At 67.6% G+C, this 15,086-nt stretch carries 15 protein-coding genes; 11 read left to right on the top strand and 4 right to left on the bottom strand.

Annotation, left to right across the window (positions count from 1 at the left end; genetic code table 11):
• Positions 1–142 precede the first annotated feature (142 nt).
• Positions 143–943 carry a hypothetical protein gene (locus U5K29_14765; GenBank protein MDZ7679803.1) on the top strand — a complete coding sequence of 267 codons (801 nt, stop codon included), beginning with the start codon at positions 143–145 and terminating at the stop codon, positions 941–943.
• Here the strand turns inward: U5K29_14765 and U5K29_14760 are convergent.
• The 4 genes from U5K29_14760 to U5K29_14745 are packed head-to-tail and all read right to left on the bottom strand — an operon-like array spanning position 940 to position 3,738.
• A complete protein-coding gene (locus U5K29_14760) occupies positions 940–1,947 on the bottom strand; it encodes an LLM class flavin-dependent oxidoreductase (GenBank protein MDZ7679802.1) in 1,008 nt (335 codons plus the stop codon). The genes U5K29_14765 and U5K29_14760 overlap by 4 nt on opposite strands.
• Positions 1,944–2,252: an AzlD domain-containing protein gene (locus tag U5K29_14755; protein ID MDZ7679801.1), complete on the bottom strand. Its 309-nt coding sequence runs from the start codon at positions 2,250–2,252 to the stop codon at positions 1,944–1,946. The genes U5K29_14760 and U5K29_14755 overlap by 4 nt, the downstream gene beginning before the upstream one ends.
• On the bottom strand, positions 2,249–2,950 hold the full coding sequence (locus U5K29_14750) for an AzlC family ABC transporter permease (protein ID MDZ7679800.1): 702 nt from the start codon (positions 2,948–2,950) through the stop codon (positions 2,249–2,251). Before U5K29_14750 ends, U5K29_14755 begins: the two co-directional genes overlap by 4 nt.
• A 5-nt stretch (positions 2,951–2,955) precedes the next feature.
• Complete coding sequence (locus U5K29_14745; protein ID MDZ7679799.1) at positions 2,956–3,738, bottom strand: DUF4437 domain-containing protein; 783 nt, start codon at positions 3,736–3,738, stop codon at positions 2,956–2,958.
• A 183-nt stretch (positions 3,739–3,921) separates the two neighbouring features.
• On the opposite strand from U5K29_14745, the gene hydA reads away from it, so the two are divergent.
• The 10 genes from hydA (at position 3,922) to U5K29_14695 (ending at position 15,080) form a co-directional block, all read left to right on the top strand.
• The gene (hydA, locus tag U5K29_14740) at positions 3,922–5,310 is read left to right on the top strand and encodes a dihydropyrimidinase (protein MDZ7679798.1); all 1,389 of its coding nucleotides are present in this window, start codon (positions 3,922–3,924) and stop codon (positions 5,308–5,310) included.
• A gap of 143 nt (positions 5,311–5,453) precedes the next feature.
• Positions 5,454–7,139, top strand: a complete 1,686-nt coding sequence (locus tag U5K29_14735; GenBank protein MDZ7679797.1) for an ABC transporter substrate-binding protein — start codon at positions 5,454–5,456, stop codon at positions 7,137–7,139.
• Between the two features lie 178 nt (positions 7,140–7,317).
• Entirely contained in the window at positions 7,318–9,381 is a 2,064-nt protein-coding gene (locus U5K29_14730) for a hydantoinase/oxoprolinase family protein (GenBank protein MDZ7679796.1), read from the top strand.
• On the top strand, positions 9,381–11,363 hold the full coding sequence (locus U5K29_14725) for a hydantoinase B/oxoprolinase family protein (protein ID MDZ7679795.1): 1,983 nt from the start codon (positions 9,381–9,383) through the stop codon (positions 11,361–11,363). The genes U5K29_14730 and U5K29_14725 overlap by 1 nt, the downstream gene beginning before the upstream one ends.
• 96 nt (positions 11,364–11,459) lie before the next feature.
• Complete coding sequence (eutM, locus tag U5K29_14720) at positions 11,460–11,768, top strand: ethanolamine utilization microcompartment protein EutM (protein ID MDZ7679794.1); 309 nt, start codon at positions 11,460–11,462, stop codon at positions 11,766–11,768.
• A gap of 31 nt (positions 11,769–11,799) precedes the next feature.
• Positions 11,800–12,522, top strand: a complete 723-nt coding sequence (locus U5K29_14715; protein MDZ7679793.1) for a hypothetical protein — start codon at positions 11,800–11,802, stop codon at positions 12,520–12,522.
• Between the two features lie 46 nt (positions 12,523–12,568).
• On the top strand, positions 12,569–13,705 hold the full coding sequence (locus U5K29_14710) for a class I SAM-dependent methyltransferase (GenBank protein ID MDZ7679792.1): 1,137 nt from the start codon (positions 12,569–12,571) through the stop codon (positions 13,703–13,705).
• A gap of 3 nt (positions 13,706–13,708) precedes the next feature.
• Positions 13,709–14,332, top strand: coding sequence for a hypothetical protein (locus U5K29_14705; GenBank protein MDZ7679791.1), 624 nt, complete (start codon positions 13,709–13,711; stop codon positions 14,330–14,332).
• A 31-nt stretch (positions 14,333–14,363) separates the two neighbouring features.
• The gene (locus tag U5K29_14700; protein MDZ7679790.1) at positions 14,364–14,651 is read left to right on the top strand and encodes a EutN/CcmL family microcompartment protein; all 288 of its coding nucleotides are present in this window, start codon (positions 14,364–14,366) and stop codon (positions 14,649–14,651) included.
• A 3-nt stretch (positions 14,652–14,654) separates the two neighbouring features.
• Positions 14,655–15,080, top strand: a complete 426-nt coding sequence (locus U5K29_14695; protein MDZ7679789.1) for a BMC domain-containing protein — start codon at positions 14,655–14,657, stop codon at positions 15,078–15,080.
• Positions 15,081–15,086: the final 6 nt, after the last annotated feature.

Raw genomic sequence — 15,086 nt, 5'->3', positions numbered from 1 at the left:
GGTGTGGCCAGCGCGGCCTAGTCAGCCGACTCCATCTGTGTATACAATTCGGCTCAGGGGTGTCAAGCGTCACCCCGATATTTCGGGGCTGTTGACGTTCTCCGTCTCCATATTGTGTCCAATTGATTGAAGGAAGGCCTGCATGTCCCTCGAGGTGATTGACACCAGCGCGCTCGACTGGGAGGTATGGCACCCCCAGTACGAAGGCACCAAGTGCAAGACGCTCTACGCGGATCCGCAGACCGGGAACAGCCTCAAGCTGGCGTTCGTCCCGTCGGACTTCACCCTCTCGCAGCACACCCGACACCACCACGGCAGCACCCGCGAGTTCGTGTACCTGCTCTTCGGCGACCTGCCGTATGTCGAATACGCCTCCCCCGACGCCGATCCTCGGACCTTTGTGTTCCGTCAGGAGATGCTGCTGGACCGTCCACCGCGCAGCATTCACGGGATGTCGATCGACCCGGTGAGCGAGCTGGGGGCACTCGTGCTCGAGTGGAGCGCGGGTCCACTCGACTTCAACGCCGTGCCCTTCGATGCACCCACGCCCGGGGAGTTCAACGATCCTTGGGTGGCGTACGCACCGGATGTGCCGTGGCATCCGCATCCGAAGGTGGACGGGTGGCAGGTCCGATCGCTCTCGACCGGTGGGGACGCACCCGACCCGACCCACCACCCCGTCACGATCGTGCACGTCCCGGGGTCGTGGCGGCCGACGGGGGAGGCGCTGCCCATGCAAGGGGGCGGCCATGCCTGGAGCTACGTACTCGACGGGTCGGCAAGGGTCACCATCAGCCATCCGGATGGGTCGGAGGAGGTCGAACTGCGCCCTGGGATGTGGCTGCGCTGGGGCGACGACACCACCATGGGCTTCGAACCCGACTGGACCGAGGACCTTGGTGTGACCCTCCTGTGCGCGGGCAATGAGCTGGTGGGTGTCTAGGGGCTGGCGTCGATCCGAGGGATTACCTCGCTCCCGAGACGTTCGACGAGCTGGACCGGGCGGAGCACTGGGATCGAGAGCGACACGCCGTCGAGCCCGCACCGGCGGATGAGATTGGAGATCTGCTGGGCACAGGTCTCTGGTGGCCCCACGACCGCGAACCGCTCGAACAGAAAGCGACGGATCGCTTCGCGGTCGGGCTGGGCCGCAAGGATCGCGGCATTCGACTGTCGTGGGCCGGCCCGGCCGTGCGCCCCGAAGTCATATGCCTCCAGGAACGACCCGATCGGCCTGACGAGATCCGGGGGGACGGCGTCGAGGCGGTGGCCGCCGCGCAGGGCGTGGCGAGCGAAGCCGATCACCGCGTTGAGGATCTCGTCCTCGGCCGCGCGCCGATCCTCGGGTCGGTCCGAGGCCGCGAGGTTGATGAGGACGTGGAGCCAGCGCTGGAGCTCCCGGCTCGGCGCGTCGGTGCCTCGTGCGCCCTCGGCCCGATCGATCAGATCACGCCCCAGGTCGGCATCGGCGCCACTGCCGACGAGAATGCCGTCGCCGACACTGCCGGCCAGCTCCGCGGAGCGAGGACCGCCGGCCGCGATCATGATGCGCAGCTTGTCACCGGCCTGTGCCCGCATCTCGGCGATGGCATCGGACATCTCGTCGAGACGCTGAGGTGCCAGGCGCGCCATCCGCACGGCGCTGTTCCCCGTGGCGATCGTCCACCAGCTGCGGCCGGGGGCGATCTCCTCGATCGCCCGAGCGGCGCCGGCGTGCGTGCTCCAGTGGCGCGTGACGAGGTTCGTGACGCACGGCGTCACCGCGATCCGCTCCGTGCGCTGCACCACGGCGGCCATCGTCACGAACGGGTCGGGGTACAGCAGCGGTGAGTCGCCGATCCCGACCGCGTCGAGCCCGGCCTTCTCTGCCGCGACAGCGACGTCGACCGCTTGGGCCACCGAGTCGAACAGACGCATGACCGCGAGTCGCGGCAGGCCGGTGCTCATGTCACGCCGATGACTCGGGCCGACGCGGTCACGACGGTGGCGACGAGGAAGATGGCCAAAAGGGGAGCGCGGAGGAACGCGGCGGCGACTGCGGCGCACATGCCCAACGCCCGGGCATCGACCGCCAGGGCACCTTCGGTGGTCAGGGCCTGACTGGCGATGACCGCTCCGAGCAGCGACAGCGCCACCAGGTAGAGCCGTCGCTCCGCTCGTGCGCCGAGGACGCGGTCGCCCAGCGCGAGGTGGCCTGCTCCCCGCAGCGCGAGCGAGATCGCGGCCAGCGATCCGACGAGGAACCAGCTCATGCGGGCTCGGGCCGATCGTCTTCGCGCGGATCTCCCAGACCGATGATCGCTGCGAGACCCGCGCCGAGCCCGACGATCAGATACTCGACCCCGGCCGCCACGAGCGGCATGGCGCCGATCGCAGCAACCGAGCCGAACCCGAGGAACGCGAGCGGGACCCGTTGCCGGAGGGCGCTGGCCGACAGTCCGAGGAGCAGTGCAGGAAGCGCGACGTCGAGGCCGAGGGTCTTGGGGTCGAACGCCATGGTCTCGGCGATGAGCGCACCAGCCGCGGTGCCGGTGGACCAGGCCCCCCAGGTGGCCAGGCCGCCGATCCAGTACCACCGCCGTGCCGTCTGTGGGTCGGGGGCCTGGAGCGCGAACAGCGCCGAGGGGTCGGTCATGACGAGGGTGGCGGGAGCCCGGCGCCATCCGCGGAAGCGGATCCGGTTGGCGACAGCGATGGAGAGCGGTAGGAAGCGCGCGTTGAGCAGGGCGGAGGTCACCACGATGGCGAGCGCCGACCCGCCGGTGGCGAGGATGCCCACCGTGGCGAACTGGCTCGCCCCGGCGAAGGTGAGCACCGAGAAGACCGTGGACTGGTACCACGGCAGCCCTTCAACGTGGGCGGCCATGCCGAAGGAGAGGCCGAACACGCCGGCGACGACGGCGAAGCCAGCGGCCTCTCTCCCGATGTTGCGCCCCGGCTCGCGACCCACCCGAGTCAGGCGGTGATGTCGACCGAGACCGCCCCGATGGGGATGTTCGGGCTCGTCAGCGGACCGTGGTGCTTGGAGAGGCACAGCGCGTCCCATCCCGAGACGACGCCGTGGATCACGCCGGGCTCCCAGCAGAGGTACTCGCCGACGCGGTAGACGTGGTGGGGGTCGGTGGAGCACCATCCGCCGAGCATGAAGATCTCCTCGGTCGAGTGGTGATACTCGAGCGAGCTCTTCTGGAACCCACGTGGGAGGACGAAGAGGATCGTGTCCTTGCCCGATTCCTCGACCTTGCGGAGGCGGATGCAGCGGGTGGGGACGGCGAGGTCGTCGTGGCTGCCCACATCGGTGACCCCGGCGAATGCGTCCTTGACCGTCACCCAGTTCGACTCGTCGAACACGTCGAGGAGCACGGTCCGGCTCGTAGCGGGCTCGGGCGGGGTGTCGGTGCGCAGGCAGAACGCCGAGTCGTGCCAGAAGATGAGCTCGGCTCCCTCGCTCGAAGTGATGGGTCCGAGTGGCACTCCCGACGGGAGGAAGACATGGGTACCTCGCGCCGCAGCGATGTCGGCCATCTGCAGACCGCCTGACAGCACGACGAACTCGAGGTCCGACTCGTTCCACACCTCGGACTCGAGTGTCCAGCCTGGAGGCACGTCGACGATCAGGGTCTCACCGCCGGTGTCGCTGTCCGTGTTGATCAGGCGGCGGACCAAGCCGAAGGGCAGGTGCTCCTCCTGCCAGAGTCTGCGTTCCACGTCGTCCCAGACGACTCGCCGCTTGCCCATGTGCCCCATTCGCTTCCCTCCAGTCGGTGTGATCGTGTATACACTACACCAGAGTGGCCAAGTGCCGATCAGCTCATAGCCCTGATATTCCAGGAGGGTTCAGGATCACACCGTGACGAACGCACCCGTTCACCGGAGCGACCGTATACAGATCAGGCAGGTGCTCGGCCCCGGAGCCGAACGATGAGTCGGGCTCGCCGACTCCTGTTCTCCGGTGGGAGCGTTGTTGAGGCCGATGGCGTCAGCCGCGCCGACGTGCTCGTCGAAGGCGAGACGATCACCGCGGTCGGGACATTGGCCGACATCGCCGATGCCGAGCAGATCGACGCGCGCGGCATGCTCGTGCTGCCTGGTGCAGTCGACGTGCACACCCACCTCGACACACCCTTCATGGGCACGGTCACCTCCGACGACCACATCACCGGCAGCATCGCAGCACTGGCCGGCGGCACGACCACCTATGTCGACTTCGCGTTCCAGCAGCCGGGGGAGCGGCTACCCGAGACCCTCGAGGCGTGGCACACAAAGGCCCGGAACCGATCCGTCGCCGACTACTCGTTCCACCTCGCGATCGCCGACCCGTACGACGGTTTCCTCGACGACCTGCCCATCGTCGTCGCCGACGGCAGTCCGTCGATCAAGGTGTTCATGGCCTACAAAGGACTCGCCATGCTCGACGACGGCCAGCTCTACGACGTGCTGCGTGCCTCGTCTCGGCTCGGCGCGAACGTGTGCATCCATGCCGAGAACGGCCACCTGATCGATGCGCTGGGACGCGAGGTCGTCGCGACTGGGCGGACCGGACCGCTCGGTCACCTGTTGACGCGCCCGCCGATGACCGAAGTGGAGGCGGTGCGACGAGCGATCGCCATCGCCGATCTGGCCGACGCGCCCGTCTACTTCGTTCACCTCTCCACCGGCGGCGCGGCCCAAGCCCTGGCCGAGGCCCAGGAACGGGGCCGCCCGATCTCAGGTGAGACCTGCACGCACTATCTGCTGCTCGGCGACGACGAGTATCACCGTCCGGGGTTCGAGGCGGCGAAGTACGTGGTGAGCCCGCCCCTGCGCGGCGTCGACGACCGCGCGGCCATGTGGCGTGCGCTGCGTGCCGGCACGATCGGCGTCGTCAGCTCGGATCACTGTCCGTTCTGCTTCGCTGGCCAGAAGGAGCTCGGCCACGACGACTTCCGGAAGATCCCCAACGGCGCGCCGGGGGTGGAGCATCGGCTCCCGCTGCTCTACGGCCACGGGGTGCGTGCCAAGCGCCTCGAGCTGAGCGAGATGGTGCGCGTGGCCTGCACGGAACCGGCCAAGGCCTTCGGTCTCCATCCTCGAAAGGGGACCCTCAGGCCCGGCTCGGATGCCGACGTGGTCGTCCTCGATCCGGATGGCTCCACCGTGGTGATGGCATCCACGCAGCACCAGCGGTCGGACTACACGCCGTTCGAGCGCTGGAGCGTGCCCGGTCGGATCCGGGGCGTGTGGCGGCGGGGCGAGCACGTGGTCGATCGAGGCCGATTCATCGGCGGAGCCGGTGGCGGCACCTTCGTTCCGCGCCGTCCGGTGACATGATTGTGTACACCAACGGGCGTAATGCGGCCGATTTTGGAGAAGTTTGTGGCGCATCTCCGATTGATGTATACAAGAGGCCATCAGTCGTCTGACTGACTGGGGCCCCAAAGGTCCGTACCAGCCGTTCGGGAGGAGATTCAACCATGCGCGCAGCACCACGACACCGCTTGTTGGCGGTGATGTTCTTGGTCTTCGCACTGCTCGCCGCCGCCTGTGGTGGCGACGACGGTGGCGACGATCAGTCCGGAGCGACCACCACGCCCGCTGACTCCGACGGTGGTGGCGACGACGGTGGCGACGACGGTGGCGACAGCGGTGACGGGGCGACGATCACCGTCGCTACGCCCGGTGTCGTCTCCAGCCTCGACTCGGAGCGGTACCAGGGGTTCATCTCCATCGATCTGCTCCCCAACCTGGCGGGTACGCTGCTCCGCTTCGAGGAGCCCGAGCAAGGCGCCGAGGTCCTCCAGCAACCCGACCAGCTCGAGGGTGAGCTCGCCGAGTCCTGGGAGGTGAGCGAGGATCGCAGCAGCGCAACCTTCACCTTGCGCGAGGGCGTGGTGTCGAACCTCGGCAACCCGCTCACGAGCGAGGACGTGGCCTGGTCGATCGAGCGCATGATCAACTCCGAGGGCGTGCCGATCGCGCGCATCCTCATGGAGATCGGTGGATGGGATCTCGAGAACCCGATCGAGGTGATCGACGACCGTACCTTCACGCTGAACTTCGCGGCGCCGAACGCGGTGAGCCTGACGGTGCTCACTACCTTCTTCATGACCATCTACGACTCAGAGGGTGTCATGGAGAACGCCACCGAGGACGACCAGTACGGCTACGAGTTCCTCGCCAACAACACCGCGTCGTTCGGACCCTACGAGGTCGAGTCGTTCGATCCGGGCAACGAGGTGCGACTCGTCGCCAACCCGAACTACCACCGGGGCATGCCCGAGGTGACCGACGTCGTGGTGCGCGCCGTGTCCGAGGGCTCGAGCCGGCTCCAGCTCGCCCAGCGCGGCGAGGTCGACATCGCGATGGCGCTCACCTTCGACCAGATCGAGAGCCTCCAGACCGATGACGCGGTACGGCTCGAGCAGGTCCTGTACCCCAACATCGACACGATCATCATGAACGTCGAGTCCGAGCCATTCGACGACGTGCGAGTCCGTCAGGCAGTCGCCTACGCACTCGACCGCGAGGCGATCCTCGAAGGGGCCTACTCCGGCATCGGTTCGGTCGCCACGGACTTCTTCCACGACGCCTTCGGTGTCGAGTCGATCGAGGACACCCTCGAGCACGATCCCGAGCGGTCCCGGGAGCTGCTGGCCGAGGCTGGGCTCGCTGACGGGTTCGACATGACGATCGCATACAACGTCGCGAACCTCGGTGCCCACATCGAGCAGGTGGCGGTGCTGATCCAGTCGCAGCTTGCCGAGGTGGGTATCGATGTCGAGCTCCAGAACATTCCCTCGGGCGCCGACTTCGACGCTGCGAAGCGTGATGGCACACTCTCTGCGTGGCTGGCGACCTCCCTGCCGCTGGTGCCCGATCCCGCCTACTACCTGCAGGTGTTCTACGCCACCGACGGTCTGACGAACCTGCACAACTACTCGACCGAGGAGGTCGACACGCTCTCCCGTCAGATCCTCGAGACCCAGCCCGGCGAGGAGCGCGACGAGCTGATCACCGAGGTCAACGAGTTCATGATCGAGGACATGGCCTCGGCTCCCATCGTGGACACACAGAAGTTCTACATCTTCCAGCCTTCGGTCACCGGGTTCCGTTCGTACCCGCAGGGCCACATCCACTACTGGGATCTCTCGGTCGGCTGAGCGATCCTCCAGGTCCCCCCACCAGGCGTCGGTCGAGCGAGACCACCTCGGCCGACGCCTCGGGGGCCCCGATCACCTACCAGCACCACTCGAGGACGATGACCCTTCACCTCCAAGACCTCGTTTCCCACCTCAGCGACTTCACGGGCACAGGCCGGCTCTGATGTACCGACTCGGAGTGGATGTAGGTGGAACGTTCACCGACGTCTATCTCGTCGACGCGGAGACGGGCGTCTCCCATCGGGCGAAGGTGCCCACCACCGTCGAGGACCAGTCGTTAGGTGTGCTCGAAGGAGCCGAACGAGCCCGCAAGCTCGCGGGCATCGACCTGTCAGAGCTCGAGCAGTTCCTGCACGGCACGACGGTCGCGACCAACGCAGTCCTGGAGCGAAAGGGAGCGCGTGTCGGGCTGATCGTCACCCGCGGCTACCGCCAGGTGCTACACATCGCCCGCTCGTTCGTTCCGGGTGGCCTCGGAGGCTGGATCGTGTGGGACCGGCCACCGCCGTTGGTCGACCTCCGCCACACCCGCGAGGTCGGGGGCCGAATCGGGTCCGACGGGTCCGTGGTCGAGCCGCTCGACGTCGACGGCTTACGTCACGCGTTGGCCGAGCTGGAGGCAGCAGAGGTGACGGCTCTCACCATCGCGTTCTTCAACTCCTACGCGAACGCCGAGCACGAGCGAGAGGCCAAGCGCATCGCTGAGGAGGTGCTCCCCAGCATGTCGGTGTCGATCTCCTCAGAGATCCAACCCGAGCTCGGCGAGTACGAGCGCACCCTGACCACCGTTGCCAACTCCTACGTGCGACCGACCGTCGCCGCCTACCTCGATGCGCTGTCACACCAACTGAGTTCTCGCGGGCTGCACGCAGATCGGCGGGTCCTGCGCTCCGACGGGGGTCTGATGACCTTCGAGGCAGCGTCCGACGCCCCGGTGAACTTGCTGATGAGCGGACCAGCTGGGGGTGTGGCTGCCGCGGTGGCCATCGGCCCCAGTTCGGGATACGCGAGCCTGCTCACCCTCGACATGGGCGGGACGTCGACCGACGTCGCTCTGATCGAAGACGGCATCCCGGCAGTGAGGCGCGAGACCGCGGTGGGGGACCTTGTCGTACGCGCCCCATCGCTCGACGTTCGCACCGTCGGTGCCGGCGGCGGCTCGATCGCCCGAGTCCCCGAGCTGACCGGGTCGCTGCGGGTCGGTCCCGAGAGCGCCGGGGCCCGGCCGGGTCCGGCCGCATACGGACGCGGCGGAACCGAACCGACGGTGACCGACGCCAACGTCGTGCTCGGATTCCTCCCGCCTCGCATCCTCGGTGGAGAGATGGAGTTGGACGTTGAAGGAGCGCGACGCGCCGTCGCCGCTGGGGTGGGCGCTCCGCTCGGACTCGACGTGGAAGAGGCCGCAGCTGCGATCATCGACCTAGCGAACGAGAGCATGCTCGGTGCCCTCCGCCTGGTCTCGGTCCAGCAGGGTCACGACCCCCGCGAGTTCGCCCTGTTCCCCTTCGGCGGTGCCGGCCCCCTTCACGCCAACGCGCTCGCCCGCCTGCTCGGGAGCTGGCCCGTCGTCGTCCCACCATCGCCGGGAGTGCTGTGTGCACATGGTGATGTGTCGACGAGCCTGCGAGCGGAGGCAACCCAGTCGATCATCCGGCGCTTCGACGCCATCGAGCCACGCGAGCTCGTTGCCGAGCTCAGCCGATTGGGCGACCAGGTGTCCGACGAGCTCGATCACGCCGGCGTGCCCGCGGTCGGCCGACTCGTCAGCTACGAGGTCGACGTCCGCTATCACGGCCAGGGCTTCGAGGTCCCGGTTCCGGTTGAGCACGAGGGGGCAGCACTGAGCGGAGGGCTCGCAGCACTGGGTGCCGCGTTCGACGCCGCTCACGAACGCCTCTTCGGCTTCTCGCTCGACGAGCTCCACGAAACGGTCAGCATCCGCGCGATCGGCGCCGCTCCACGCCCCGAGCTGTTCGGAACGGAGATCGACGTTGCGTCGAGCCCCGACGCCTCGGGTGCGGTCGTCGAACCTCAGCGCGTCTACGCCGATGGTGCCTGGCACGACGCGGTTCTCGTGGATCGCACCCAACTGCGCGCTGGGCATCACATCTCCGGACCGGCAATCATCCTCGAGATGGATTCCACCACGGTCGTGCTCCCGGGCCACGACTGCGAAGTCGACCGATGGGGCAACCTCGTCATCGCCCCGGCAGGATGGACCGCAGGAGAGAAACGCTGATGGCGCAGATCATCGAGCAGGCCCAGCCCCCGAGCACCGTCTCGGTCGACCCCGCCACACTCGACATCGTCGAGTACGCGCTGCGCAACGCACGCGAGGAGATGGACGCCGTGCTCTTCCGCACGGCGATGTCGCCCGGAATCCGGGAGCAACACGACGCGTTCCCGCTGATCGCGGATCGCGAGGGCCGTATGGTCGCCGGCCAGTTCGGCTCGTTCATCGCCAGCTTCCTCGATCGCTACGAGGGCGACGTGGAGCCGGGCGACGTGTTCTTCACCTCTGACCCCTACGCCTGCGACGGCGCGATCAGCCACGCGAACGACTGGCTCGTGCTGATGCCGATCTATCGCGAGGATCTCCTGATCGGATGGGCCGCGATGTTCGGCCACATGAGTGACGTCGGGGGGAAGGTCCCGGGCAGCTTGCCTACCGACGCGCTGTCCATCCACGAGGAAGGTGTCGTCGTCCCGCCGGTCAAGCTCCTGCGCGATGGAGTCGTCGACACCCAGCTGCTCGACACGATCCTCAATCAGGTGCGGCTCCCCCGATGGAACCGTGCCGACCTCAACGCGATCCTGGCTGCCTGCCGCACCGCCGAGCAGCGTCTGCTGGAGTTGTGCGACCGGTTCGGCGCGCCGACGTTCCTGTCCTCGCTCGAGTCGCTGCTCGAGCGCAATCGCCAGGCGATGGCCAAGCTCTTCGTCGAGGTCGTGCCGACCGAGCCTGTTGAGTTCGAGGACTTCGTCGACGACGACGGACTCGGGAGCGGCCCCTACCGGATCGCCTGCTCGCTGTGGCGCGAAGGTGACCGAGTGGTGCTCGACTTCGGCAGGACCGACCCCCAGGCCGCGGGTTCGATCAACTTTCTGTTGAACGAGAACGTCCTGCGGATGTTCTTCGGCGTCTACACGATCATGGCCTTCGATCCGGACATCTTGTTCAACGACGGGTTCTACCCGTTGGTCGACGTGCGGATCCCCAGCGGCTCGCTGCTCAAGCCCGACCCACCCGCAGCACTCAGCTGCCGGACCCACGCCCTCGGTCGACTCTTCGACGTCCTTGCCGGGCTGCTCGGGCAGTGTCGGCCCGAGTTCCTCTGCGCCGCCGGCTTCTCCTCGAGCCCACACCTGATGTATTCGGGGACCGACCGCGGCGGCGAGTGGTTCCAGCTCTACCAGATCGGGTTCGGTGGCGTGCCGGGCCGGCCGCTCGGTGACGGCTTCGACGGGCACTCGATGTGGCCGTCGTTCACCAACGTGCCCAACGAGTTCCTCGAAGCGTACTACCCGCTGCGGATGGAGGCCTACGAGACCATCGTCGACTCCGGTGGAGCTGGACGCCATCGCGGGGGCAACGGGATCCGCATGTCCTACCGCTTCCTCGAGCCCGGCACGATCTCGATCCACGACGACCGCTGGTTCACCTCCCCGTGGGGTGTGCTCGGCGGCGAGCCGGGCGATCGAGGCACGAAGATCCACCGCTCGATTGACGGGACCGAGCGGGTCCTGGCGTCGAAGTGCGACAACGTGCTGGTCGACGAGGGAGACGTGCTCGAGTTCATCACCTGGGGCGGAGGCGGCTGGGGCGATCCTCTCGAACGTCCCGCAGAGGACGTGGCACTCGACGTCGAGCGAGGCCTGGTCAGCGCCGACGGGGCACGGCGCTTCGGCGTCGTGCTCGACGCCGACGGGCGGCCCGACGACGCGGCGACCACGGCGCTGCGCGCGGAGATGCGCCGAAGCCGGCCCGAGCCCCAGATGTTCGAGCGCGGCCCCGACCTCGACACCAGGCGCGAGACCAGTCTCGACGAGACCGGCTTGCCTGCACCGGTCCCGGTCGTCGCCCGCCACCGCCCCCGCCGAGTGAGCCAGGACGGTCACCCGCAGCGGCGCGAACCACCCATCCCGCGCCAGATCGATCGCCCACGGACGCTCCTCGAGGAGCTCGTCCACCGGATCGCCGAGGAGGTTGTCTCCCCATGACGCCTGCTCGGTCCTCGCGTGATGTGCATCACGCGCCCTGCCGCGCCCCTGGGCGCGGTTCCACCACTCCCACGAAGAAAGTAAGAGGAAGCACCCATGGCTGATCTTCAGAACTCTGCACTCGGTCTCATCGAGACCCGGGGCCTTGTCGCCGCCATCGAGGCGGCCGACGCGATGGTGAAGGCCGCCACCGTGAGCCTCGTCGGCACCGAATACGCCGGCGGTGGCCTCGTCACCGTCATCGTCCGTGGCGACGTCGGTGCGGTGAAGGCCGCCACCGATGCCGGTGCCGCGAGCGCTGGTCGTCTGGGCGAGCTCGTCTCGGTCCACGTCATCCCACGCCCGCACGGCGATGTCGAGGCGATCCTGCCGACCGGCGCGGCGCGAGGTGGAACCACCGCTTGACCCCGTCCCGGCCTGAAGAGGAGGAGGACCGATGACACGGGTCTATACAGCTGTGGACCTCGAGGAGCTGGCCGCCGACGGGTGGTCGGTGCTGAGTGTCGCACCAGGTGAGGTCATCTCGCCGGCGGCCCTTGACGTGGCAGCAGCACGAGGGATCGAGGTGCGTCGAGGCGCATCGATTCCCGATGCAGTCGACGACGACGTCGGATCCGATGTCGACGCGCACGCGTGCTCGTGTGGCGAGAGCGACGAGGTCACCGCGATGCTTCGCGACGTGGTCCAGTCGGTCGCCGCGTCGCGGCCGGGCGCTGACGCCTCCACCGTCGCGGAGGAGACGCTGAAGGCACTCGGAGCCCACGGAGCGCACGGGGTCGGCTCACCGATCCAGGCGATGCCGGCCGGCGATCGGGTGCTGCCGGCCAAGGCGAAGGGCGCGAGACCTGTCTTCTTCGACGACGGGGGAGCGCTCGATGCGGTCATCTCGATGCTTACGACCCTGGCCAGCGAGACCTGGGCGATGCGGGAGCGTCTCGACACTCTCGAGCGCTTGCTGGTCGCCAAGGGCGCCTTGGCTGCCGACGCCGTCGAGTCGTACCGACCCGACGACGCGGTGCTCGACGAGCGCGAGGCTGCCGCCTCGGCATTCGCTGCTCGCGTCTTCCGGGTGTTCGAGGAGATGCGCGAGCAGACCATGGCTGACGAGACCTGGGACGAGTACATGGAGGTCGTTCGCCGGGCCTTCGCCGAGTTGTGAGGAACGGGAGACGCTGACAATGGCACACCAACAGCACCGACATGCGATGTTGCCCGACGAGGGGCACGATGATCAGGCCCGCGAGACCTTCGTCAAGGCCCTGAAGTCCCATATCGCGAACCAGGTGTCCCCCGGAGTACGGGAGCTCTACGAACACCGTGCCGGCCCGCGGTGGGCGCAGCAGCATGGGGTCCCACCGAACGATCGTCACGAGGTGCGCGAGGCGCTGAGCAGCGAGCCCTACTATCGGCTCTGGAGCTCGGTGCGCCGGTCGAGCCAGGACCTGCTGTGGAACACCGTGGGTGACGTGGTGGCGCGCCAGATCGACGATCTGGGTGATCGAGCAAAACAGGTCGACCGCGGGCTCGGGTCACTCGAGCTCGATCCCAGCCTCGAGGTGCCGTGGTACCAGTGGGGCATCGACATCCACGCCATGCCCGGCGGTTACAGGGGCGAGTACGCGACCGACGACGTCGCAGCGGGTGCCCTCTACGACCGTGGCGTGTACGTCTACGCAATGGGCCAGATGGGGGAGCTCAACGATGACTACGGCCAGTCCGTGGTCAACAACTACCTCCGCAAGGAGCATCCGTCCTTGCGGCCCGAACGGATCCTCGACATGGGCTGCACCGTGGGGAACGCGACCCTGCCCTACGTCGACGCGTATCCCGAAGCGGAGGTCCACGCGATCGACCTGGGTGCGCCGGTTCTGCGCTATGCACATGCCCGGGCCGAGACGCTTGGTAAGCGGGTCCACTTCTCCCAGCAGAACGCCGAGCGCACCTCGTACCCCGATGAGCACTTCGACCTGGTGGTGTCACACATCCTGTTGCACGAGTGCCCACCGGCCGCACTTCGCAACATCTTGGCCGAGTGTCACCGGGTCCTGAAGCCCGGCGGCATGATGATCCATGCCGACTTCCCCGGGTATGCGGGGATGGATGCGCTCACCCAGGCGATGATCGACTGGGACACCTACAACAACCACGAGCCGTTCTGGGGTCCGATGCGAGACATGGATCTGGTGGCTGCCGCCCGTGAGGCCGGCTTCACCGGCGACTGCACCGAGCTATCGTGCCCACGGTTCTGTGTCGAGGAGGTCATGGCCCCCACCGGCCGGATCCTCCAGAGCGGCCAGGTCCGTCGCACCGGTCAGCTCTGGCTCCTCGTCGGGAGGAAGTGAATCGTGGCCGTCGAGTTGAGGACCTACGCATTCATCGACCGCCTGCAGCCGCAGATGGCAGCGATGCTCGGCTCGTTCATCTCCGGCGACCCGGTGGTCGAGGGCATGAGCGAGCTGTACCTCGAGATCGCCCCGGGCAGCGACATCTATCGGTTGGTCGACGCCGCGCTCAAGGAGGCCGATGTCAGGCCGGGCTCACAGGTCGTCGAGCGCCAGTTCGGGCTCACCGAGTTGCACTCAGCGTCGCAGGCTTCGGTCCGTCGGGCGGGAGCGACCGTCCTCGACCTGCTCGGGATCTCCGTGGAGGATGCGACGCCGGCCGAGCTCGTCTCGATGCAGACGGTCTCCAACGTCGACGCCAATCAGGCCCAGTTGGTGAACCGGACCCGGCGAGGAAACCTGCTCGTCGCCGGCGAGTCGATGCTCGTCGTCGAGTGTGCGCCGGCCGGCTACATCACCGCGATCGGCAACGAGGTCGAGAAGTACTCGGGCGTCAAGCTCGTCGATGTGAACGGTATCGGTATGTTCGGACGCCTGTGGGTGTCGGGACCCCAAGCCGAGATCGTCGCCGCCCAGGACGCTGTGCGCCGGGCGTTCGACACGCGACCATGGGCGGAGGCGCCGTGAGCGGGTCCAGTACCGAACGAGGGAGAGATCGATGAGGATCGCAAAGGTCGTGGGCACTGCGGTGAGCACGGCCAAGCTCGACGCGCTGGTGGGCAAGAAGCTGCTGCTGGTGGCGTCGCTGACCGAGGACGGCGCGACTGGCGACGTCATCACTGCCGTCGACGCGGTCGGCGCCGGTAGGGGAGAGGTGGTCCTCGTCGTCACCGGCGGTGCCGCAGCACGGACACCCAGCACCGAAGGAGCGCCGGTCGACGCCACGATCGTGGCCATCGTTGATCGGATCGAATCAGACGGCTGGTTCGACTACACGAAGGAGTAGAAGATGCCGACCCATCCCGCGGGCGCAGTCGGCGTCCTCGAGGTTCTCGGGCGTTCGTTCGCCATCTCCGCCCTCGACGCCATGCTCAAGACCGCACCGGTCGAGTTGCTCTCCCAACAGATCGTCGGTGGTGGCCTGGTGAGTGTGGCGATCACCGGCGACATCGCATCGGTGCGTTCTGCACTCGACGAAGGAGTTCGCGTGGTCTCCCAGCTCGGATCGACAGCGGTCATCACTGTGCTCGGGCGGCCCGAGCCCGAGACGCTCGAGCTGCTCCCCTCGTCGCAGTCCCGGTCGTCGCCCAGTCCCGCGAAGCAGCCCGCCAAGCGCCCAGCGAAGCAGCCGGCGAAGCAGCCCGCCAAGCGTGCATCCACGCGCTCGGCTGAGAAACCGGCCTCCCGCTCGCGCCGCACGCCGCCGACCACCTGACCGTCT

The organism is Acidimicrobiales bacterium, assembly GCA_034521975.1.
Taxonomy (GTDB): Bacteria; Actinomycetota; Acidimicrobiia; order Acidimicrobiales; family SKKL01; genus SKKL01.
The sequence above is the reverse complement of the archived record's forward strand: the minus strand, read 5'-3'. Positions and strand labels throughout refer to the sequence as shown.